The sequence below is a fragment of the Micromonospora sp. DT227 genome, from assembly GCF_049841835.1.
GTDB lineage: Bacteria > Actinomycetota > Actinomycetes > Mycobacteriales > Micromonosporaceae > Micromonospora.
The window spans coordinates 232,553-254,008 of the sequence record NZ_JBNCLA010000004.1 but is presented as its reverse complement, the minus strand read 5'-3'; the positions used below and the strand labels follow the sequence as shown (position 1 = coordinate 254,008).

Sequence of the window (21,456 nt, the reverse complement as noted above, 5' to 3'; positions counted from 1 at the left end):
CGAGTGGTGAAGTCGCGTCCGGGTGGATAGCGTCTGACCATGGCTGCCAAGGTGCTCGCGATCGTCCTGGCCGGCGGGGAGGGCAAGCGCCTGATGCCCCTGACCACCGACCGGGCGAAGCCGGCCGTCCCCTTCGGCGGGATGTACCGCATGGTCGACTTCGTCCTCTCCAACCTGGCGAACGCCGGCTTTCTCAAGATCGTCGTGCTGACCCAGTACAAGTCCCACTCCCTGGACCGTCACATCACCAAGACCTGGCGGATGTCGACGCTGCTCGGCAACTACGTCACGCCGGTGCCGGCGCAGCAGCGCCGCGGCCCGTGGTGGTTCGCCGGCTCGGCCGACGCGATCTACCAGAGCTTCAACCTGATCAACGACGAGCAGCCCGACTACGTGATCGTCTTCGGCGCCGACCACATCTACCGGATGGACCCCCGGCAGATGGTGGAGGACCACATCGCCTCCGGCGCCGGGGTGACCGTGGCCGGCATCCGCCAGCCGCTGAGCATGGCCGACCAGTTCGGCGTGATCGAGGTCGGCGAGGACGGCAAGCGGATCCGGGCGTTCCGGGAGAAGCCCACCGACGCGGTGGGGCTGCCCGACGCGCCCGACCAGATCTACGCCTCGATGGGCAACTACGTGTTCTCCACGGGCGCGCTCTGCGAGGCGGTCGAGCGCGACGCGGAGGACAAGACGAGCAAGCACGACATGGGCGGCAGCATCATCCCGATGCTTGTCGAGCGCGGCGAGGCCAACGTCTACGACTTCAAGGACAACGAGGTGCCGGGCAGCACCGACCGGGACCGCGGCTACTGGCGCGACGTGGGGACGCTCGACTCGTTCTACGACGCGCACATGGATCTGATCAACGTGCACCCGGTGTTCAACCTCTACAACTTCGACTGGCCGATCTACACCGACCAGCCGCCGTACCCGCCGGCCAAGTTCGTCCACCAGTGGGGCGAGCGGGTCGGCCGGGCGGTCGGCTCGATGGTCTCGCCCGGCGCGGTGATCTCCGGCTCGCTGGTGGAGAACTCGGTCGTCTCGCCGAAGGTCAAGGTGCACTCCTGGGCGCACGTCGACGGCGCGGTGCTGATGGAGGGCGTGGAGATCGGCCGGCACGCGGTCGTCCGCCGCGCGATCCTGGACAAGAACGTCTACGTTCCGGAGGGCGCCGAGATCGGTGTCGACCTGGAGAAGGACCGCCAGCGCTACACCGTCTCCGACAACGGCATCGTCGTCATCGGCAAGGGCCAGCGCGTCGAGCCCTGACCGGCCCCATCCAACCCGAGGAGGATCCCGCAGTGGCCCACCCCCGTGCCGGGCAGCCCGCCGAGCCCGCCGACCTGGTCGACGTGCCCCGGCTGGTCACCGCCTACTACGCCGAGCACCCGGACCCGGACGACCCGGCGCAGCAGGTCTCCTTCGGCACCTCCGGGCACCGCGGGTCGAGCCTGCGCAACGCGTTCAACTCCGACCACATCCTCGCCGTGACCCAGGCGCTCTGCGACTACCGGCGGGAGCACGGCGTGGACGGGCCGCTGTTCCTGGCCCGGGACACCCACGCGCTCTCCGCCCCGGCCGAGGCGGACGCGCTGGAGGTGCTGGCCGCGAACGACGTCACCGTGCTGCGCGACAGCCGGGACGGCTACACCCCGACCCCGGCGGCGTCGCACGCCATCCTCACCCACAACCGGGGCCGCACCGGCGGGCTCGCCGACGGCATCGTGATCACGCCGTCGCACAACCCGCCGTCCGACGGCGGGTTCAAGTACAACCCCACCAACGGCGGGCCGGCCGACACCGACGTCACGAAGTGGATCCAGGACCGCGCGAACGCCATCCTCGCCACCGGGCTCAAGGAGGTGAAGCGCATCCCGTACGCGCGGGCCCGCGCCGCCGACACCACCGGGGAGTACGACTTCCTCGCCCGGTACGTCGACGACCTGCCCGCCGTGCTGGACATCGACGCGATCCGGGACGCCGGGGTGCGCGTCGGGGCCGACCCGATGGGCGGGGCGAGCGTGGCGTACTGGGGGGAGATCGCCGAGCGGCACCGCCTCGACCTCACGGTGATCAACCCGGAGGTGGACCCGACCTGGCGGTTCATGACGCTCGACGGCGACGGCAAGATCCGGATGGACTGCTCCTCGCCGAACGCGATGGCCTCGCTGATCGCCGCCCGGGACCGCTTCGCGGTCTCCACCGGCAACGACGCCGACGCCGACCGCCACGGCATCGTCACGCCCGACGGCGGGCTGATGAACCCCAACCACTACCTGGCGGTGGCGATCGGCCACCTGTTCCGTACCCGGGAGCGGTGGAGCCCGGCCGCGGCGGTGGGCAAGACGCTTGTCTCCTCCTCGATGATCGACCGGGTCGCGGCCGACCTGGGCCGGCCGCTGCTGGAGGTGCCGGTCGGCTTCAAGTGGTTCGTGCCCGGCCTGCTCGACGGCACGGTCGGCTTCGGCGGCGAGGAGAGCGCCGGCGCGTCCTTCCTGCGCCGCGACGGCAGCACCTGGACCACCGACAAGGACGGCATCCTGCTCTGCCTGCTGGCCGCCGAGATCATCGCGGTGACCGGGCGCACGCCCAGCGAACACTGGGCCGAGCTGGCCGAGCGGTTCGGCGCGCCCGCCTACGCCCGGATCGACGCCCCGGCCAGCCGGGAGCAGAAGGCCGTCCTCGGCAAGCTCTCGCCGGAGCAGGTGACCGCCACCGAACTGGCCGGCGAGCCGATCACCGCCACGCTCACCAGCGCCCCGGGCAACGGCGCGTCGATCGGCGGGCTGAAGGTGACCACCGGGTCGGGCTGGTTCGCGGCCCGGCCGTCGGGCACCGAGGACGTCTACAAGATCTATGCCGAGTCGTTCCAGGGGCCGGAGCACCTGGCCCGCATCCAGGACGAGGCGAAGTCACTGGTCGACGGCGTGCTCGGCACGGCCTGACGGTCAGCGGTCCGGGGGCAGCTCACGGCGGTTGAGCTGCTCCCGCAGCCCGTCCGGCAGCAGCTCGCGGAGCTGGTCGGGCAGCAGCGGCAGGTCCAGCAGGCTCAGCTTGAGCTGGTTGCGTTCCTGGTAGCGGCGCGGGTCGAGGCGGACCACCCGGCCGGCGTCGCGGACGTACCGGACGTGCACCGACCCGCCGGTCGCCGCCTCGCGGATCAGCAGCCCGTCCATCTCCACCGCCACCGGCGCCGAGTCCGGGCGCAGCTCCAGGTGGACGCTCTCGTGCGGGGAGAGCAGCACCGACCGGGAGATCCCGGCCATCGGCGCCGACGGCGTCACCACCAGCGCCTCCGTGGCCGGCGAGACCAGCGGGCCGCCGGCGGCGTAGCTGTACGCGGTCGATCCGGTCGGCGTGCTCACCACGATCGCGTCGCACCGGTAGTAGCCGTACCGCTGACCGTCCACCGCGAGCGTGGCGGTGACGAAGCCGGCCCCCGGCTGCCGGACCAGCGCGATGTCGTTGAACGCCACCACGTCGTCGCCGCACACGTCACAGGCCAGGCAGGCGTGCGACTCGATGGTGAAGTCGTGCGCCACCAGCCGTTCCAGCGCCCGGGGCAGATCGGGTGGCTGCACCTCGACCAGGAAACCGACCCGGCCCAGGTGCACCCCGAGCACCGGCTTCGGGTCCCGCACGGCCAGCCGCAACGCGCCGAGCATGGTGCCGTCCCCGCCGATGCTGATCAGCGCGTCGCTCTGCGCGGCCAGCGCGTGGGCGGGCACCGCCGTCACCGAGGGTGGCACGCGGTGCCGGTCCTCGACGCGTACGGCAAGCGTCTTGCCGTGCCGGGTGGCCCAGCCCACGATCATCTCCACCACCTCGGAGACGTCCCGAGTCGGGTGCAGCACCAGCCCGAACACATACCCCGCCACCGATACAGCTCACCACATCGGAGGGCGGCCCGCCGGGTGTACGGCCGCGACCGCGCGGCTCAGCGGGAGGTGACGAAGACGAGCTGCTCACCGGGCCAGGGCTCGGTGATGCCGTGGCGGTCCAGGAGCGTCATGCCGCGGGCCTCGATCGCCTTCACCAGGTCGTCGGTCTCTTTCCAGGCGGTGGCGGCCCACGCGTCGAAGGCCGCGTCGGCGACGCCCTGCTGCGCGTCCACGATCAACCGACCGTCGGGCCGGAGCACCCGCCGAATCTCGTCGACCGTGCGGTCCAGGTCGAGCGCGTGGTCGAGGGCGTTGCAATAGACGGCGTCCACGCACCGGTTGGGGAAGACCAGATGGTGGAAGTCGCCGTGCAGCACCCACGGGTTCTCCGCGCCGGGGTTCAGGTCGATGCCGACGGCGAAGGCGCCCACGTCGTGGAACGCCTTGACCTCGGTGCCGAGCCGGGCGGCGAGGCAGAGCACCGATCGGCCCGTCCAGTCCTCCCCGGCCAGCCTGGCGGCCAACGCGGCGCGGAACCTCCGGTCGTACTCCGACAGGTCCAGCAGCGCGAGCTTGCTGCGTTGGTGGGCCACGTACGACTTGTACGAGCGGTAGCGGCGACTGGTCACGAGCTGGTCGGCGTCCGCTGGTTGCCAGGACCGCGCGTCGCGGACGAACCAGGCCAGGCCGGCCCAGGCCCGGCGGTCCAGCAGGACCCGGGTGGTACGCACGGGGCGCCGGACGGCCTTGGTGACGGTCCTGGCGAGGGTGCGCGCGCTCATCGTGCTCCTTCCGGGTGATCGCGATGCGGAGCGTGGATCACCGTCCGACCTGCGGGTGGCGTTCGACCCGCTCCTGTCGTCGTATCAACGGTCGTCGTCCGGTCCGGTGATGGGCGACCGGAGGATTTGTCCCTTTAGCGCGGTTGCGTCGCCTCGGCCGCTCGCGCCGACGGACGTGACCTCCTGCCGCGGTGGTCGTTAGGTGGTGGGTCGGGTGGGAGCGGATGAGCGTGCTGGGGACCAAAACTCCCGCTTTGCCCCACTTGGTGGCGTTCAATCACGCAGAATGCCCACGGTGTGCATCGCCGGAGACGACAAGGAGAGTCCACGTGCCAGGTGACGGTGGGTCGCTGCGGGATCAGCCGCCGACGCGGCCGATGACTGCGCACGCTCGCCCCCCGGAGCGGCGGTCCCGCCCGTACGACACGGTCAAGCGGGTGATGGACGTCGTGCTGGCCGTCGTCCTGCTCGTCCTGGCGGCCCCGCTCATGCTGCTGGTGGCGGGCGTGATCCTGGCGACGCACGGGCGTCCGGTGCTGTTCCGGCACACCCGGCCGGGCTTGGACGGTGCGTTGTTCGACGTCGTCAAGTTCCGCACCATGCTGCCGTTGGATCCCCGCCGTGGCCTGGTCACCGACGCCGACCGGCTGACCCGGCTCGGGGCCTGGCTCCGCGCCAGCAGCCTGGACGAGCTGCCGGAGCTGTGGAACGTGCTCCGCGGCGAGATGAGCCTGGTGGGCCCCCGCCCGCACCTGGTCAGCTACCTGGAGCGTTACACCCCGGAACAGGCCCGCCGCCACGAGGTCCGCCCCGGTCTGACCGGTCTCGCGCAGGTGCGCGGGCGCAACGCGTTGAGCTGGGAGAAGAAGTTCGAGTACGACCTGGAGTACGTCGACCGGCGGTCCCTCGCCCTGGACCTGCGGATCCTCGCCGAGACCGTCAAGGTGGTGCTGCGTCGGGAGGGCATCTCGGCACCCGGCACCGTCACCTGGCACGAGTTCATGGGCACCCCGAGCGAGCGTGACGCCAGTGACCGTCGCTCGTCCCCGGCGGCGACATCGGCACGTTCGTCCGGCTGATCTCGACACGACGGGAGCCCCATGGTCAGGATCCTGCTCTTCGGCGCGTCCGGCTTCATCGGCCGTGCGGTCCGGGTCGTCCTCGCGGAGCACTTCACGGTCGTCGCGCCGAGCCGGCGGGAATGCGACCTCGTCGCGCTGGACCGGGCGGACCTGATCGCGTTCCTGCGACGGGTGCGACCCGACGCGGTGGTCAACTGCGCCGGGCGGATCGTCGGTACCGCCGCCCAGTTCATCGAGGCGCACACGCTGGTCACCGCCAAGCTGATCGAGGGGGTCGAGGCGGTCTCGCCGCGGACCCGGCTGGTCCGGATCGGCTCGGCGGCGGAGTACGGGACCATCCCGTACGGCGGTGACGCGGCCGAGACGGATCCGGCCCACCCGGTGAGCGAGTACGGGATCAGTCAGCTCGCCGCGACCGACCTGGTGCGGCTGGCCGCCGGTCGTCCCCAGGTCGACGCCGTGGTGCTGCGGGTCTTCAACCCCGTCGGACCGGGTTCGCCCCACGGCACGGTGCTGGGGCGCGCCGCCGACCTGCTGAAAGCCGCGTCGGCCAGCGGAGCCGGACAGATCGAGCTGGGGCTCAGCGACGCACACCGCGATTTCGTCGACGTCCGCGACGTGGCGGGCGCGGTGCTGGCGGCGCTGCGGGCCGATCGTCTGCCGGCGCCCGTCTTCAACGTGGGCAGCGGCCGGGCGGTCGCCGTCCGGGAGGCCGTCGAGATGCTCGCCCGCCAGGCCGGGTTCACCGGGCACATCGTCGACGGGCTGCGATCACCGGCCGCCGAGCGGTCCGCGGCGGTGCCCTGGACCCGCGCCGACATCAGCCGGGCCGCCGACGCGCTGGGGTGGTCTCCCCGGCACTCGCTGGCCGACTCCCTGGCCGGACTGTGGGCCGGCCGGCTGGGTGCCCCGGCCGCGCCGAACGACACCCTCGCGTTCGAGTCGGTCACCTCCTGACACCGACTTCCACCTCGACGAAGGAGGACATTGTTGAGTACGACCCGCGTACTGGTCACCGGCGGCGGTGGCTTCGTCGGCAGCAACCTCGTCCGGGCCGCCCTGGCCCGGGGCGCGTTCGCCGACATCCGGGTGATCGACGACTTCTCCGTCGGCCTGGAGAGCAACCTGGACGGTTGCGACGTGGAGGTCATCCGCGGCTCGATCCTCGACCCGTCGGCGCTGCACCTGGCGATGGCCGACCGGGACGCCGTCGTGCACCTGGCCGCCCTGCCGAGCGTGCCGCGCTCGCTGCGCGACCCGATGGCCTCGCACGCCGCCAACGCCACCGGCACGTTGGCGGTCCTCGACGCCGCCCGGCACGCCGAGGTGGGCCACGTGATCGTCGCCTCCTCGTCGTCGGTGTACGGCAGCAATCCGGCGCTGCCCAAGAGCGAGACGGACTGGACCCGACCGCTGAGCCCGTACAGCGCCAGCAAGCTCGCCACCGAGGCGTACGCGTTGGCGTTCCAGTCCAGCTTCGGCCTGCCGGCCCTGGCCTTCCGCTTCTTCAACATCTACGGCCCCGGCCAACGTCACGACCACGCCTACGCCGCGGTGATCCCCCGGTTCGCGTACGCGGCACTCGTCGGTGAGCCGCTCACCGTGCACGGTGACGGCGGCCAGTCCCGGGACTTCACCTACGTGGAGACCGTCTGCCAGGTGCTGATCGACGCGGTGCTCCGTCGCGTCGCGCACCCGCAGCCGGTGAACCTCGCCTTCGGCACCCGCACCGACCTGCGCACCGTGCTGGACGAGCTCCGCCTGCTCGTGGACCGGCCGCTCACCGTCCGGCACGAGCCGCCCCGGCCCGGGGACGTGCGGCACTCCCAGGCCGACAACCTGCTGCTGCGAGAGCTGTTCCCCGGCATCCGCCCGGCGCCCTTCGCCGACGGCCTGCGCCACACGGTGGACTGGCTGCGGTCCCGGCTCGGCCCGCTCACCGCCCGGGTTCACGGCGAGGTGGCCCCCAGCGGCTCGCTCAGCGCGCGTACCGTGCGGTAGAAGTCGGACCGGCGGGTGTCGAGCACGTCGGCGCGGTAGTCCTGGGCGCGCCGCAGGTTCCGCCGCGACGCCTCGGTCAGCCGCGCCGGATCGGCCACCAGCGCCCGGATGCGCTCCGCCAGCGCCGCCGGGTCGTCCGGCCGGACCAGGACGTCCTCGGCCAGCAGCTCCGGGATGCCCCCGGCGGTCGAGCCGATCGCCGGCAGGCCCCGCGCCATCGCCTCGATCAACGCCCGGGGCAGCCCCTCGGTGCGCGACGGCATCACGAACACGTCCGCCCGGTCCAGCACCTCGCGCAGGGCCGTGGGGGAGGACACCCAACCGGCGAACGTGACCTGCCCGGCCACTCCTCGTTCGTCGGCGTACCGGCGCAGCCGGTCGGCGAACCGCCCCACGCCGACATGGGTCAGTTCGTGCCGTTCGCCGGTGCGGTTCAGTTCGACGAGCGCGTCGATCAGCGTGTCGACGCCCTTGTACATCTGGTCGAGCGAGCCGACGCAGAGCAGCCGGGCCGCCGGCAGGGCCGCGGTGTGCGCCCGCGGTTCGTCGACGTACGCCTCCGCGGGCAGGTCCACCGACGAGATGCTGACCGAGGGCGCGCCGGCGGCGGCCGGATACCGCCGTTGGAGCGTGTGCTCGGTCTCGTAGGAGACGGCGGCGGCGGAGCGGCACTGCTGCTGCATGGTGGTGGTGGCCCAGTAGCGCAGGGCGGGCCGCGCCGGGTGCTGCACCCCGCCGGGGGCGAACAGGTCGTACGGATCCCCGATGACCTCGACGGCGTATGGCCGACCCCGCCGTCGCAACCGACCGCTGGCGATCGTGGCGATCGGTGAGGGCACCCGGAGGATGACCGAGTCGGCGTCCACCACCGCCCGGGCGATCGACTGCCGGATCGCCACGTTGTGCCGGGTGAACTGTGCCGGACCCTCGTAGTACGGAACCGCCCACACCTCGACGCCAGGTCCGTCCACCCGGCCGGCGTCGGACGGCGCGGCGTCGACATGGCGTACCCGGGACACCAGCCGGACCTCGTCGAAGGCGGCCAGATAACGGGACCAGATCGAATGGTCGGGTCCGGCCTCGATCCAGGTGCGGCCGTCGGGCGTTCGCAGCAGCCGGTGCTCCGACGTGACGACGACTTTGGACATCAGTTCTCCCGTCGAGAGTCGGACAGGCTTACCCCGGGTGCATCAGCGTTCCATCAGAATAGTCAGACGCTTGCTGTCGCGTCCTCGAAACAGGACAGATATCCGTGCACCTCGACGATTCCTGCGGTTCTGCCCGTCACTTTCCACGCGACAAGATCGTTGCACCGGACGGTGCGGCAGGCTGGGCGTGGCCGACATTCCAATTCGGGGGCTCAAGGGGGAATCGGTGTTCTCGTTCGTCGGACTGCCAGGAAGGCCGTGAACCGGGGCTATGTCGGCGCGCACGCCGCCGCGGAGGCGGCCACGCGGCGGGACCGCGCCGCTCGGCGGGCCGACGGAGCCCGGATAGCTGACCCGGGCAAGGTGCTCTGGGCCATGCTCGGCCTGGCCGTGGCGTCGGTGGCCCAGTGGGCGGTCATCACGTTGCTCGCCCGCTTCGGCACCCCGCACATGGTGGGGCAGTACGCGTTCGGCCTCGCGGTCAGCGCGCCGGTGATGCTGGTGGCCGGCCTCGGCCTGCGTACCGTCCTGGTCACCGAGACGCAGGGGCGCTTCGACTTCGACGACTACCTGCGGCTGGGTGTCGTCGCGGCGCTGGTCGGGCTCGTGCCGCTGACCCTCATCGCCGGTGTGCGAGGGTCCGCCGACGGCGTGATCATCATGCTCGTCGGGCTCGCCAAGGCGATCGACGGGATCGGTGAGATCTATTTCGGGTTCTTCCAGCGGCGGCTGCTCATTCGAACGATCAGTGTCGCGATGATGGTCAACAGCGTTCTTACGCTGCTGTTGATGGGAGGCCTGCTGCTACTCACCGGCAATGCGGCGTGGGCGACGCTCGGCTCGGTCATCGGGTCGACCATCGGGTCGATCGCCTACTCCCGCCGGGCGGCCCGTCGACTGACCGGACCCTCGGTGCCGGGCACCGGCGGAAAGGCATGGCGACACTCTCGGCTGCTCCTGGTGATCGCCTTTCCGGTGGGGCTGTCCGTGGGGCTCAACTCGTTCACCACAAACATTCCTCGATATATTCTGGAGCGGCAGCAGGGTACCGCCGCGCTCGGCATCTTCGCCGCGCTCAGCTACGTGGTGCTGGCCGCCAACACGTTCTTCTCGGCGGTCTCGCAGACGGTGTTGCCCCGGATGGCTCAGCTCCACCAGGGCGGTCACCACCGCCGGCTGGCGGCGCTGACCGGGCGGCTGGTTCTCGCCTGCCTGGTTCTCGGCGCCTGCGCCTGTCTCGTCGCCGCGGTGGTCGGTGGGCCGGCGCTGAGGTTGCTGTACGGAGCCGAGTATGCCGGCTACACCGGCGTCCTCGTCGTCCTCACCGTCGCGGTCGCGTTCAGCGGGACGCTGTTCTTCATCAACACCGCGTTGCTCGCCGCCCGACGATTCGGCAACCAACTGACGGCGAGTGTCGCGATGCTGGGGCTCAACATGGCCGTCAGCGTCCTGCTGGTTCCGGCGTACGGCCTCGTCGGCGCCGCGTGGACGGTGGTGGTCGCCCTCGGCGTCGAGACCCTGATCAAGGTCGTGATGCTGATCCGGTCGCTCTCGATCCGCCCCGGGGAGAGGGCTCCGGGTGCCGGCCGACGGTCAGGTCTGAATCCTGGTGGGACCCGGCACGTCGGCCCGCAGCATCGGCGGGGACGGATCCGCGCCTGAGGACGGCCGGGCCATCGCGTCCCGCACCATCTGGTAGAAGCCGTTGCGTCGAGGCTCCAGGGTCTCCCGGGAGAACTGACGGGCCCGGGCCAGGTTCCGTGCTGAGGCCGCATCCATGCGAGCGGGATCGTCGAGCATCAGGGCAATGGCCGTGGCCAGGGCCGAAGGGTCCCCCGGAAGCACCGTGTCAGCCGCGGGCAGGAGTTCGGGGATGCCACCGACCCGCGTGCCGATGGCCGGCAGGGCGCGTGCCATGGCCTCGATCAGCGCGCGCGGCAACCCTTCCGTCCGCGACGGCATCACGAACAGGTCCGCGCGGTCGAGCTGTTCCCGCAGCGGGGTGCCGGGGGCGACCCATCCGGCGAGCGTCACCCGGTCGGCCACGCCGTGCTCGGTGATCAGCCGATGCAGCCGGTTCCGGTACTGACCGTCACCGAGGTGCACGAGTCGCACCCGCACCCCCCGGGCGGCGAGCTGCGCCACCGCGAGGACGAGCGTGTCGACCCCCTTGTACATCTGCTCGAGCGTGCCCACCGCGACGATGGTGGGTACGACACCGACCTGCCTGGCGAACCGTCGAGGACGAGCCACGAATGCCTCGGCCGGCAGATCGATGCTGGACACGGCGACGGTCGGCACGCCCGGCGCGCCGGGATACCGGGCCTGGAGGTGCGACTCCGTCACGTACGACACGGCTGCCGCGGCGCGGCACTCCCGCCGCAGCCGCCTTGTTGCCCGGCTCCGCAACAGCGGGCGGAGAGGATGCCGGATGACGCCCTTGGCGAAGACGTCCCAGGGATCACCCACGACCTCCACGGCGAACGGCAGTCCCTGCCGGACGCGGGCCGCGCACAGCAGCGTTCCGAGGACGGACGGGACCCGGAGGATCACGGCGTCGTCCGCGGTGGCGGCGGCACCGACGGCGCGGCGTACCAGGTGACGTTGACGGAGATACTGCCAGGGACCGAGGTAGTAGGGCACCGCGTGGACCTCGACGCCCTCGCCGTCGACCCGTCGTAGGTCGGCCGGAGGCTCCCGCTGGTCCAGGACCCGGGCCACGACACGGACCTGGTCGAAGGCGCTGAGGTAGCGTCGCCAGAAGCGGTGGTCGGCTGTGGTGGACGTCCACACACGGCCGTCCGGGGTCCGGATGAGCCTGCTCTCCGTGGTGACCACGACCCTCACTCGGCGGTCTCCAAGGAAGAACGTCGAGTGCCGGCTACCGGGCGTCGCGGGCGATCGGGCGCATGTCGCTCGACGGCCTCCTCGATGAGGTCGACCATCCGGTGTTCCGCCCGCTGCCTGTCGAAATGCTGCTCGGCGTATCGGCGGGCATGGTCGCCACGGGTGTCCAGCCGCCCGGCCGCGTACTCGCGGTACGCCACCTCCAGGCCTTCGGCCAGTGCGTCGACGTCGTCTCGTGGCACCACCCAGCCGGACCGCCCGTCCACGGTCTCCGGCAGTCCACCCGCATCGCTGACCACACTCGGCACCGACATGGCGCTGGCCTCCACCGGGGCCCCGTGCCCCTCGGACAGGGACGGGCTGACGCTGAGGTTCGCCGCTCGGTAGGCCGGGCGCACGTCCTCGACCGAGTTCAGCCACGTCACGCTCGGATCGGCGATGACGTCGAACCGCCGGATCAGCTCGTCCCGATGCGCCACCCCGATCCGGTTGGTGCCGCCGCCGACCAGCAGGAGGTGCGCGTCGGGCCGGCGGGCCCGGAACGACCGCCATGCCGCCAGCAGCACGTCGTGGCCCTTGATGCCGCGCCGACTCGTGCCCAACCACCGTGGTGGATAGACGAAGGCGACCATGATGACCACGAAGCCCGACAGCGGCAGGCCGAGGTCGGCCCGGGCCTTTGCCCGCTCCCGGTCCCGGTGTGACGGGGGCCGGTAGCGGGAGATGTCGACCCCCACCGTCACCGCGGGGCGGCGCTCGCTCGACAGGCCGAGTTCTCCGTACAGTCGGGAGGTGTAGGCGGTGCCGCAGATCACGAGATGGTCCAGGCGGCAGAGCACCCGTTCCACCGCGCGGATCACGGGCGACTCGAGGAACAGCGGGCCGACCACCGTGTGCACCCGGCAGAACCCGAGCCCCAGGGAGGCGATCCGGGCGGCGAGGGCGGCGGCGTACAGGTGATGGTTCACCACGTCGGGCCGCAGCTCACGCAGGAGCCGGCGGAGCTGCCACAGTTGGCGCACCGTGGCGGGGGTCGGACGGAAGCGGAAGCTGAAGGGGGACGGCACGGTCCGTACGCCGATCTCGTGCAGGCGTTCGGTGAGTCGACCGGGGCCGGCCGGAAGGACGACGATGGGCTCGTGCCCACGGTCGCGCAGGGTCGCTGCCTGCGTGGCGACCCAGGCGCCGCCCACATTGGTCTTGACGATGATGGCGATGCGCAGACCGCTCATGGCGTAGTTCACCCGCGCTCCAGGAACCGCTCGATGGTCCGGAAGACGTGTGCCTCCTGTGAGTCGTCCATGGCCGAGCCGCTCGGTAGCGCGAGACCGTGGGCGAAGAGTCGGTCCGACACCCCGTTCAACGCTGCTCGGGCGCCTGCGTAGACCGGCTGGCGGTGCATCGGCTTCCACAGCGGGCGAGTCTCGATGTCGGCGCGGGAGAGCGCCGCCGCGAGGTCGGCGGCGGGCCAACTCGACCGTTCGGGATCGACCACGACACAGGTCAGCCAACAGTTGCTCTCGACGTCGCCTTCGCCGAGCAGTCGCACTCCGGGTATGGCCGCGAAGAACTTGGCGTACCGCTCGCGCAGTTGCCGGCGGCGTGACCTCATCTCGTCGAGCCGGGTCAGTTGGGCCCGGCCGAGAGCGGCCAGCAGGTTGCTCAGCCGGTAGTTGTAACCGACCTCGTGGTGCTCGTAGTGCACGACCGGCTGCCGGGACTGGGTGGCCAGATGCCGGCACCGCTCCACCAACTCGCCGTCGTCGGAGACCAGCATCCCGCCACCGGAGGTGGTGATTATCTTGTTGCCGTTGAAGGAGAAGACTCCGGCACGTCCGAACGAACCGGCCGGGCGCCCGCCGTGGGCCGCACCCAACGACTCGGCGGCATCCTCCAGCAACGGAACGCCGGCCGCATCGCACACCGGGAGCAGGCGGGTGTAGTCGGCGCAGGCGCCGAAGAGATCGACCGCCATGACCGCCGCGACGCTTCGGCCCTCAGCCCGCAGCGTCTCCAGCAGCGCGGCGAGAAGCGCGGGATCGATGTTGCCGGTGTTGGGCTCACTGTCGACGAAGACGGGCTCGGCGCCTGTGTAGACCACCGCGTTCGCGCTGGCCACGAACGTCATGGTGGGTACGACGACGACCTGGCCCGGGCGGACGCCCAGGGCGAGCAGCGCGAGATGCAGCGCCGCGGTGCCCGAGCTGACGGCCACGGCGTGGGCGCACCCGGCTCGCTCCGCGATGTCCCGCTCGAAAGCGGTCACCTCGGGACCTACCGGCGCGATCCAGCCGGACCGCAGGGCGTTGATGAGATAGGACTCCTCGAGCTGCCCCACGTCGGGCGGGGACAGATGGACCCGGCCGCTCATGCAGTCTCCCGTCACAGTGGTGGACACCCTCGGGGGGTTCATGGGAAGGATGAACAGATCTTATCCGACATATACCTTGAAAAGGTTCATAATGCCCTCAACGGGTAACCGAAAAGAATCGGCTCACTTCCCGTGGTGGCCCGACACTCGCGACGGCATCAGGCCCTGCGGCTAGACGACCGACGTGACCGGTGCTCGCCGGTGCCGGCCCGCCAGTTCGTCGCGAACAGGACCCGGTAGAGATGGCGAGAGGTGAGCGAGATCGTGGGGAGAGGTGTGGTGGGTTCGGCGGGAGAAGAAGACGACGGTGACCAACGGCAGCGCGGTCTTCACGAGGTACCAGAGCAGATTGTCGAGGTCGCTGCCGAGGGCAAGGATCACGATCACCCCGGCGATCCCACTCATGACCGCCACCCCGGATTCCCTGCTCAACCGGGCGCCGAGGTAACGGCGGCGGGCTGTCCGGACCACGGCGGCCAGCACGGCGAACGAAGCTACCGAGCCGGCCGGACCGAAGTTCAGCAGCGCCTCCCCGGCAAGGCCGTAGATGCGGGACGATCGCCAGCCGGAGTCGAAGGCGCCTGTGCCCATCAGCATGTCGGTCCCGGCCTGCACCTTGTCGCGCATCCACTCCGGACGCGAGGCATCGGGAATCATGAACGCCGCGGCGCCGACGTAGGTGACGCCGTAGCTCAGCGGCGCGTATCCGGCCCGTTCATGGTGCAGAAGTACCGCTTGGATATCGGACCGGCCGAGGTCGCCGAGCAGCATGGTCGGCATGGTCCGCCCCGTCTCGTCGCCGAGTTCGGTGACCGAGGTGGTTCCTCTGGTGGCGAACAGGATCTCGCTACCGGCGCTCTTGTAGACGCCATAGGCGTACATGAAGACCAGGAACGAGATGCCCATCGCGGCAAGTGCGCGTCGAGTGACCGGCCGCACCGCCAGGTGTACGACGATCAGTCCGATGAGCAGGGGCCAGATCGTGTTACTGCGTGAGCCCCGCAGGCCGCCGACGGCGAACTGCGTGATCGCGAACACCAGGAACAGTGCGGACAAGGTGGCCGGCCGCCCGGTCAGTGCCACCCGGAAGCGCACCACCGCCACGACGAATCCGACAAGCGGGAACGACTCGCCGATGAGGAGCAACCACCCGTAGCCGATGAAGGAATCGCGATCGTCGGCTGCTGCCGACACGTAGCCGCTCAGGCCGCCGAAATGGATGATGACGGCGATGAAGCCGGCCAGGCCGACCGCGAACGCCAGCCACCCGAGCTGGACGAACACCCGATCGTTCAGCTTCCGTGCGATGCGCGGGCTCCGTGTCGACGGCACCCGGAGGTTCAGGACCACGCGGTAGACACACAGGCCCAACACGTTCAGCGTCGCCATCGCGCCGAGCCCGGCCTTCCAGTCGGTAAGCGGTTCCAGGAACCTGGGCCAGTAATCGAGCATGACGTGCAGGATCGGCGCCAGATAGAAGAAGTGGAATCCGAACAGGCCGACCAGCGCCCGAGGGTCGAACGTGTCCAGGCGCCGCGCCGCCCAGTCCACCACGTCCGGCGCGATCAGCATGCCGCAGATGGTGACCGGAATCATGTACCAGTGCAGGAGTCGTGCATCGAATGCCATGAGGACCAGGCTGATCAGGGTGGGCAGGATGACGGCGAAGAGCCACGGGTCACCGCCCCTGGTGGTCCTCTCCATGCCGTTGTTGCCGATCATCAGCGCCATCCCCGTATGCGTCCTGCCGCCTTCCCGCACCGACGACCGTGATCGCAGACGCGGCCTGCCGTATGGCTAACGGAACCAGGCGTGGAAAGTTGTGAGGGAATCTGCGACGAACTGAAATCGTGAAAAGGGCCTTGTGCCCGCACCTCTCCCTCTACCCTCCAGCCAGATCGAGTCGTACGTGACGATCAGCAGGGAGGGCCGAGATGGCCACCGTCATCCCGACCGGGGCCGCGGCGGCGACGCCCCCGACCGCCGGCCGACCCGCCACTCCCACGGTCGTCTTCGTGGCGGGCGTCGGCATGACGCTCACCAACATCGTCGCGCCCGTCGCGCGGTCGCTCGCCGACCGTGGCATCCGGCGGGTGGCGGTGGCCGGGCGTGGTTCCGTCGGCCCCGAACTGCTGGCTTCCTTCGACGACGTCCGCGAGGTGACGCCGTTCCGCCGGGGGCGACCGTCGGAGATCGTACGGGCGGCCGGGGACCTGCGTCGCATCGTCCGCGAGGAACGGGCGGCCCTGCTGCACCTGCACTCGCCGTTCGGCATCGCGGTGGGCCGGCTCGTCGCCCGCAGCAGCCGGACCCGCCACCTGGCGGTGGTGAGCGGTACCCTCTTCGGCGTCCCGGGGTTGTCCGGCCGCGTCTTCACCGTGGCCGAGGCGGCGTCCGCGTGGTGCACGCCCACCTACGTCACGCTGAACCCGGAGGACGAGCGCAGCTACCGTCGTCTCGCGCCCTGGAGCCGGGTCCACCGGGCGCCGTGCGGCGCGGCCGGTGTGGACCCGACGCAACTGCGCCTCGATGACGCCGGGGACGCGGCGCCGAGGGACCGCCCACCCCGGGTGCTGGTGCTCGGCCGCCTCACCCCGGACAAGAACCTCGACCTGGCGGTCGCGGCGTGGCGCCGGGCCCGGTCCCACCTGCCCGGTCTCGAACTGCGCATCGTGGGGTCGTCGCCGCCCGGCGAGAGGGCGTGGACACCACCGGCCGAGCCGGGGGTGAGCGTCGGTCCGTGGACCTCCCGGCCGGGTACGGAGCTCGCCCGGGCCGACGTGCTGCTCTCCACCAGTGGCCGGGAGGGTCTGCCGATGACCCAGGTGGAGGCGCTCAGCCTCGGCACCCCGGTGGTGGCCGTGCGGAACCGGGGCAGCCGCGCGCTGGCCGAGCAGGTGGAGGCGGGGTTCACGTTGGTGCCGGCCCGCGCCGAGGCGGTGGCGGTTGCGCTGCTGGACCAGCTACGGGCCAAGCGGGTGGTGGTTCCGGCCCAGGTGCTGCGGAACTGGGAACGGCAGTCCGTGGTCGACTTCCACGTCCGGCTGATCCTGCGGGAACTCGGGGTCGGGTGATGTCCGGCGGCCCGGTGTAAGGTGCGACGACCTGTATCCCGACCGGCCGTCCTGGAGTTTGCCCGTGCTGCACCTGAGGGTGATCGCGCCCGGCGACCGGTCGTCGGCCGTCGTCGACCTGTTGGCCGCCGACCCCGGCGTGACGCACCTCGTGGTGCTCCCCGGCGCCGCCCGCGAACCGGCCGGCGACTACGTCACCTGCGACGTGGTCCGGGAGAGCGCGGACGGGGTGCTGCACAAGCTGCGGGAACTCGGCGTCGAGGCGCACGGGGCGATCGCCGCCGAGGACGTGGAGCTGACGCTCTCCGCGGCGGCCGACCGGGCCGCCGACGAGGCGCCGGGGCACGGCGAGGACGCGGTGGTCTGGGACGAGATCGCGGCGAAGACCGGCGAGCAGACGGTGCTCACCGGCACCTTCCTCGCCCTGATCACCGTGGCCACCATGATCGCCGGCATCGGCGTGCTGCTCGACCAGCCCATCCTGATCGTCGGCGCGATGGTGGTCGGCCCCGAGTTCGGCCCGCTCGCCGCGCTCTGCGTGGCGCTGCTGCGCCGTCAGCCCGGCGTCGTCGGCCGCTCGGTGCAGGCCCTGACCGTCGGCTTCCTCGTCGCCATGGTGGCCACCGTGTTGAGCACCTGGGCGCTCACCGCGGCCGGTCTGGTCAGCCGGGACATGCTGCTCGACGAGCGCCCGCTCACCGACTTCATCTGGCGGCCGGACGCGCTCTCCTGGGTGGTCGGGCTGCTCGCCGGGGTCGCCGGCATGCTGTCCCTGACCTCGAAGAAGTCCGGCTCGCTCGTCGGCGTGCTGATCTCGGTGACCACCGTCCCGGCGGCCGCGAACGTGGCGGTCGCGGCCGGCTACGGGGTGTGGCACGAGGCGGCCGGTTCCGCCCTCCAACTGGTGATCAACCTGGCCGCCATCGTGCTGGCCGGGCTGCTCACGCTGGTCGTGCAGTTGTGCTGGTGGCGGCGGGTGGCACGGCGGGCCGGGCGGGGGGTGCCGCGGCAGCGGGCCGACCGGCCGACGCCGGTCACCGCCAGTCGTCGCCCGCCTCGAGACGCCGGCTGAGCAGCGTCGCCAGCGGAACGGACTCGCCGTCCCGGCCGCCCCGCCCGACGACCAGCGGGGGCGCGCTCGGCGGCGGCTCGGCCCCGAACAGCCGCGACCCCAGGCTCGGCGGCACGCTGAGCAGGTAGAAACGCCCGTCGGTGTCCACGGCCCGGCTGCGCGCCCGGTCCACGTACCAGCCGGTGATCCGGGTGCGGTAGCGACCGCGGCCGTCGTGGGCGGTCGCGACCAGCCGGTCGGTCGCCAGGCCGCGCCGCCGCGCCTCGGCGGCGAACGCGGCCACCAGCTTCGCGGCCTCCGCCTGCTCCGCGGCGCGTTCCCGGGCGTCGGCCGCCGCGTGGGCCACCATCGCCCGGCGCTGCCGCTCCCGCCACTGCGCGTCGTCGTCCACACCCACGCCCGCGAGGGTACGCCCGCGCCGCCTGCCCGCGGGGATGGGCGGCGCCACCCGTCTCGCGGCGCTGTCGAGCTGAGTCGTTCGTGACCTCAGCTCGACAGCGCCGCGACCGGCGACGGTCAGGCCAGTCCGGCGCGGCGCAACGCCTCCGCCATGGCGTCGTTGACCGGCGCGGAGGCGCCACCGCCGCGCCCCTGACGCGGCTGCGAGCCGCCCCGGTCCGCACGCTGACGGCCGCCGCCTCCGCCTTGCCCGCCGCCCTGCCCACGGTCCTGGCCGCCCTGCCCGCCGCGCTGGCCGCCGCCGCCCTGCCCACGGTCCTGCCCGCCGGCCTGTCCGCCCCGCTGGCCGCCGGCCTGCCCGCGGCCCGGACGGCCACCGCCCGCACCACCTCGGCTGCCGTCCGCACCGCCTCGGCCGTCGCGGTCCCGCCGGCCCTCGCCGCCGGCCGGGCGTCCGCCGCCGGTCGGCGCCTCGTCGTCCAGGCGCAGCGTCAACGAGATCCGCTTGCGCGGCACGTCCACGTCGAGCACCCGCACCCGGACCACGTCGCCGGACTTCACCACGTCGCGCGGGTCCTTGACGAACGTGTGCGACATGGCGGAGACGTGCACCAGACCATCCTGGTGCACGCCCACGTCGACGAACGCGCCGAACGCGGCCACGTTGGTGACCACACCCTCCAGCACCATCCCGGGCGTCAGGTCGCCGATCTTCTCGACGCCCTCGACGAACGTCGCGGTGCGGAACTCCGGCCGCGGGTCGCGACCGGGCTTCTCCAGCTCGGCCAGGATGTCGGTGACGGTGGGCAGGCCGAACGTGTCGTCCACGAAGTCGGTCGCCCGCAGGCCGCGCAGGATCGCGGACCTGCCGATCAGCGCGCGCAGGTCCTGCCCGGTGGAGGCGAGGATGCGGCGCACCACCGGGTACGACTCGGGGTGCACGCTTGACGAGTCGAGCGGGTCGTCGCCGCCCGGGATGCGCAGGAAGCCGGCGCACTGCTCGAACGCCTTCGGGCCGAGCCGGGCCACCTTCTTCAGCTCGGTCCGGGTGCGGAACGGCCCGTTCGCGTCCCGGTGCAGCACGATGTTCTCCGCCAGCCCGGCACCGATGCCGGAGACCCGGGTGAGCAGCGGCGCGGAGGCGGTGTTGACGTCCACGCCGACCGCGTTGACGCAGTCCTCGACGACGGCGTCGAGGGAGCGGGACAGTTTCACCTCGGACAGGTCGTGCTGGTACTGCCCGACGCCGATCGAACGCGGGTCGATCTTCACGAGTTCGGCGAGCGGGTCCTGGAGACGCCGGGCGATGGAGACCGCCCCGCGCAGCGACACGTCGAGCCCCGGCAGCTCCTGCGAGGCGTACGCGGAGGCGGAGTAGACCGACGCGCCCGCCTCGGAGACCACCACCTTGGTCAGCGTCAGCTCGGGGTGTTGCTTGATCAGGTCACCGGCCAGCTTGTCGGTCTCCCGGCTGGCGGTGCCGTTGCCGATCGCCACCAGCTCGACGCCGTGCGTCGCGGCCAGCGTGGCGAGCGTGTGCAGCGACGCGTCCCACTGCCGGCGCGGCTCGTGCGGGTAGATCGTGTCGGTGGCGACCACCTTGCCGGTCGCGTCGACCACCGCCACCTTGACGCCGGTGCGCAGGCCCGGGTCGAGACCCATGGTGGGCCGCGCGCCGGCGGGCGCGGCGAGCAGCAGGTCACGCAGGTTGGTGGCGAAGACCCGGACGGCCTCTTCCTCGGCCACCTGCCAGAGCCGGGTCCGCAGGTCGGCGGCGAGGTGGATGAGGATCCGGGTACGCCAGGCCCAGCGCACCGTGTCGGCCAGCCACCGGTCGGCCGGCCGGCCCCGGTCGCTGACGCCGAACCGGCCGGCCACGGCGGCCTCGTAGCGGCTGGGCCCGGTGACGGTGTCGGTGTCGTCCTCGGCGTCCGGGGCCATGGTCAGCTCCAGCACGCCCTCCTTCTCGCCGCGGAACATGGCGAGGATCCGGTGCGACGGCAGTTTCGGGTACGGCTCGGCGAAGTCGAAGTAGTCGGCGAACTTGGCGCCGGCCGCCTCCTGGCCCTCGCGTACCAGGGAGACCAGCCGGCCCCGCGACCACATCTGCTCGCGCAGCGTGCCGATCAGGTCGGCGTCCTCGGCGAAGCGCTCGATCAGGATGGCCCGCGCCCCGTCCAACGCGGCGGCGGCGTCGGCCACGCCCTTCTCCGCGTCGACGAAGCCGGCCGCGGTGGCGCGCGGGTCCTGCGCCGGGTCGGTGAGGAGCGTGTCGGCCAGGGGCTCCAGCCCGGCCTCGCGGGCGATCTGCGCGCGGGTCCGCCGCTTCGGCTTGTACGGCAGGTAGATGTCCTCCAGCCGGGACTTCGAGTCCGCCGCCAGGATCTGGGCTTCCAGCGCGTCGTCGAGCTTGCCCTGACCGCGGATCGACTCCAGCACCGCGGCGCGCCGCTCGTCCAGCTCCCGCAGGTAGCGCAGCCGCTCCTCGAGCGTGCGCAGCTGCGCGTCGTCGAGGGTGCCGGTGGCCTCCTTGCGGTAGCGGGCGATGAACGGCACGGTGGCGCCGCCGTCGAGCAGCTCCACGGCCGCCCGCACCTGACGCTCGGCGACGCCGAGTTCCTCGGCGATCCGCTGGTGCACAGACTGAGTCACGATCTTGCTCCGCCTCTTCCCGGTGAGTTCGTCGTGCATTCTGCCCGCCGGCGCCGACAGCCGCGCAGCCGCCCGATGGCAAAGCCGACGAATAATATGAAAGCGCCCCTGGGCTGCCAACCGCGCCTCTAGCCTCCAACCAGG

The 21,456-nt window shown here is 71.7% G+C and carries 17 protein-coding genes; 8 read left to right on the top strand and 9 right to left on the bottom strand.

Features of this window, described 5'->3' with window-relative positions:
* Window positions 1-39 precede the first annotated feature (39 nt).
* Window positions 40-1,272 (top strand): glucose-1-phosphate adenylyltransferase, encoded by a 1,233-nt coding sequence (glgC, locus tag ACLQ2W_RS16345; RefSeq protein ID WP_425787153.1) that lies wholly within the window; start codon window positions 40-42, stop codon window positions 1,270-1,272.
* Window positions 1,273-1,304: 32 nt separating this feature from the next.
* On the top strand, window positions 1,305-2,948 hold the full coding sequence (gene pgm, locus ACLQ2W_RS16340) for a phosphoglucomutase (alpha-D-glucose-1,6-bisphosphate-dependent) (protein ID WP_425787152.1): 1,644 nt from the start codon (window positions 1,305-1,307) through the stop codon (window positions 2,946-2,948).
* A gap of 3 nt (window positions 2,949-2,951) precedes the next feature.
* On the opposite strand, the gene ACLQ2W_RS16335 is transcribed toward pgm, so the two are convergent.
* Window positions 2,952-3,818, bottom strand: a complete 867-nt coding sequence (locus tag ACLQ2W_RS16335) for an NAD(+)/NADH kinase (RefSeq protein ID WP_425787429.1) — start codon at window positions 3,816-3,818, stop codon at window positions 2,952-2,954.
* 122 nt (window positions 3,819-3,940) lie between these two features.
* The gene (locus ACLQ2W_RS16330) at window positions 3,941-4,666 is read right to left on the bottom strand and encodes a class I SAM-dependent methyltransferase (protein ID WP_425787151.1); all 726 of its coding nucleotides are present in this window, start codon (window positions 4,664-4,666) and stop codon (window positions 3,941-3,943) included.
* 377 nt (window positions 4,667-5,043) lie between these two features.
* On the opposite strand from ACLQ2W_RS16330, the gene ACLQ2W_RS16325 reads away from it, so the two are divergent.
* The 3 genes from ACLQ2W_RS16325 to ACLQ2W_RS16315 are packed head-to-tail and all read left to right on the top strand — an operon-like array spanning window position 5,044 to window position 7,749.
* Complete coding sequence (locus ACLQ2W_RS16325; protein ID WP_425787150.1) at window positions 5,044-5,745, top strand: sugar transferase; 702 nt, start codon at window positions 5,044-5,046, stop codon at window positions 5,743-5,745.
* A 21-nt stretch (window positions 5,746-5,766) separates the two neighbouring features.
* Window positions 5,767-6,705 (top strand): NAD-dependent epimerase/dehydratase family protein, encoded by a 939-nt coding sequence (locus ACLQ2W_RS16320; RefSeq protein WP_425787149.1) that lies wholly within the window; start codon window positions 5,767-5,769, stop codon window positions 6,703-6,705.
* A 33-nt stretch (window positions 6,706-6,738) separates the two neighbouring features.
* The gene (locus ACLQ2W_RS16315) at window positions 6,739-7,749 is read left to right on the top strand and encodes an NAD-dependent epimerase/dehydratase family protein (RefSeq protein ID WP_425787148.1); all 1,011 of its coding nucleotides are present in this window, start codon (window positions 6,739-6,741) and stop codon (window positions 7,747-7,749) included.
* Here ACLQ2W_RS16315 and ACLQ2W_RS16310 read toward each other — a convergent pair.
* Complete coding sequence (locus ACLQ2W_RS16310) at window positions 7,698-8,897, bottom strand: glycosyltransferase (protein WP_425787147.1); 1,200 nt, start codon at window positions 8,895-8,897, stop codon at window positions 7,698-7,700. The two genes, ACLQ2W_RS16315 and ACLQ2W_RS16310, sit on opposite strands and share 52 nt — an antisense overlap.
* 258 nt (window positions 8,898-9,155) lie before the next feature.
* On the opposite strand from ACLQ2W_RS16310, the gene ACLQ2W_RS16305 reads away from it, so the two are divergent.
* On the top strand, window positions 9,156-10,559 hold the full coding sequence (locus ACLQ2W_RS16305; RefSeq protein WP_425787146.1) for a lipopolysaccharide biosynthesis protein: 1,404 nt from the start codon (window positions 9,156-9,158) through the stop codon (window positions 10,557-10,559).
* Here ACLQ2W_RS16305 and ACLQ2W_RS16300 read toward each other — a convergent pair.
* The 4 genes from ACLQ2W_RS16300 to ACLQ2W_RS16285 all read right to left on the bottom strand — a co-directional run bounded on the left by ACLQ2W_RS16300 (window position 10,491) and on the right by ACLQ2W_RS16285 (window position 15,846).
* On the bottom strand, window positions 10,491-11,744 hold the full coding sequence (locus ACLQ2W_RS16300) for a glycosyltransferase (protein ID WP_425787145.1): 1,254 nt from the start codon (window positions 11,742-11,744) through the stop codon (window positions 10,491-10,493). The genes ACLQ2W_RS16305 and ACLQ2W_RS16300 overlap by 69 nt on opposite strands.
* Window positions 11,741-12,988 carry a glycosyltransferase family 4 protein gene (locus tag ACLQ2W_RS16295; protein ID WP_425787144.1) on the bottom strand — a complete coding sequence of 416 codons (1,248 nt, stop codon included), beginning with the start codon at window positions 12,986-12,988 and terminating at the stop codon, window positions 11,741-11,743. The genes ACLQ2W_RS16300 and ACLQ2W_RS16295 overlap by 4 nt, the downstream gene beginning before the upstream one ends.
* Window positions 12,985-14,115 (bottom strand): DegT/DnrJ/EryC1/StrS family aminotransferase, encoded by a 1,131-nt coding sequence (locus tag ACLQ2W_RS16290; protein WP_425787143.1) that lies wholly within the window; start codon window positions 14,113-14,115, stop codon window positions 12,985-12,987. The genes ACLQ2W_RS16295 and ACLQ2W_RS16290 overlap by 4 nt, the downstream gene beginning before the upstream one ends.
* Before the next feature lie 171 nt (window positions 14,116-14,286).
* Window positions 14,287-15,846, bottom strand: coding sequence for a hypothetical protein (locus ACLQ2W_RS16285; protein ID WP_425787142.1), 1,560 nt, complete (start codon window positions 15,844-15,846; stop codon window positions 14,287-14,289).
* Window positions 15,847-16,049: 203 nt separating this feature from the next.
* On the opposite strand from ACLQ2W_RS16285, the gene ACLQ2W_RS16280 reads away from it, so the two are divergent.
* Both ACLQ2W_RS16280 and ACLQ2W_RS16275 read left to right on the top strand, forming a co-directional pair.
* Window positions 16,050-17,189 (top strand): glycosyltransferase, encoded by a 1,140-nt coding sequence (locus ACLQ2W_RS16280; RefSeq protein WP_425787141.1) that lies wholly within the window; start codon window positions 16,050-16,052, stop codon window positions 17,187-17,189.
* Between the two features lie 64 nt (window positions 17,190-17,253).
* Window positions 17,254-18,261 (top strand): DUF389 domain-containing protein, encoded by a 1,008-nt coding sequence (locus ACLQ2W_RS16275; protein WP_405093454.1) that lies wholly within the window; start codon window positions 17,254-17,256, stop codon window positions 18,259-18,261.
* Here the strand turns inward: ACLQ2W_RS16275 and ACLQ2W_RS16270 are convergent.
* Together ACLQ2W_RS16270 and ACLQ2W_RS16265 are read right to left on the bottom strand one after the other, a co-directional pair.
* The gene (locus ACLQ2W_RS16270; RefSeq protein ID WP_425787428.1) at window positions 18,224-18,610 is read right to left on the bottom strand and encodes a hypothetical protein; all 387 of its coding nucleotides are present in this window, start codon (window positions 18,608-18,610) and stop codon (window positions 18,224-18,226) included. The genes ACLQ2W_RS16275 and ACLQ2W_RS16270 overlap by 38 nt on opposite strands.
* A gap of 167 nt (window positions 18,611-18,777) precedes the next feature.
* On the bottom strand, window positions 18,778-21,312 hold the full coding sequence (locus ACLQ2W_RS16265; protein ID WP_425787140.1) for a Tex family protein: 2,535 nt from the start codon (window positions 21,310-21,312) through the stop codon (window positions 18,778-18,780).
* Window positions 21,313-21,456 lie beyond the last annotated feature (144 nt).

Excerpts from the sequence above, each read along its gene's own strand:
- glgC (WP_425787153.1), top strand. The coding sequence starts at position 40 with ATGGCTGCCAAGGTGCTCGCGATCGTCCTGGCCGGCGGGGAGGGCAAG.
- ACLQ2W_RS16335 (WP_425787429.1), bottom strand. The coding sequence starts at position 3,818 with ATGATCGTGGGCTGGGCCACCCGGCACGGCAAGACGCTTGCCGTACGC.
- ACLQ2W_RS16330 (WP_425787151.1), bottom strand. The coding sequence starts at position 4,666 with ATGAGCGCGCGCACCCTCGCCAGGACCGTCACCAAGGCCGTCCGGCGC.
- ACLQ2W_RS16325 (WP_425787150.1), top strand. The coding sequence starts at position 5,044 with ATGACTGCGCACGCTCGCCCCCCGGAGCGGCGGTCCCGCCCGTACGAC.
- ACLQ2W_RS16320 (WP_425787149.1), top strand. The coding sequence starts at position 5,767 with ATGGTCAGGATCCTGCTCTTCGGCGCGTCCGGCTTCATCGGCCGTGCG.
- ACLQ2W_RS16310 (WP_425787147.1), bottom strand. The coding sequence starts at position 8,897 with ATGTCCAAAGTCGTCGTCACGTCGGAGCACCGGCTGCTGCGAACGCCC.
- ACLQ2W_RS16290 (WP_425787143.1), bottom strand. The coding sequence starts at position 14,115 with ATGAGCGGCCGGGTCCATCTGTCCCCGCCCGACGTGGGGCAGCTCGAG.
- ACLQ2W_RS16285 (WP_425787142.1), bottom strand. The coding sequence starts at position 15,846 with ATGGCGCTGATGATCGGCAACAACGGCATGGAGAGGACCACCAGGGGC.
- ACLQ2W_RS16280 (WP_425787141.1), top strand. The coding sequence starts at position 16,050 with ATGGCCACCGTCATCCCGACCGGGGCCGCGGCGGCGACGCCCCCGACC.
- ACLQ2W_RS16270 (WP_425787428.1), bottom strand. The coding sequence starts at position 18,610 with ATGGTGGCCCACGCGGCGGCCGACGCCCGGGAACGCGCCGCGGAGCAG.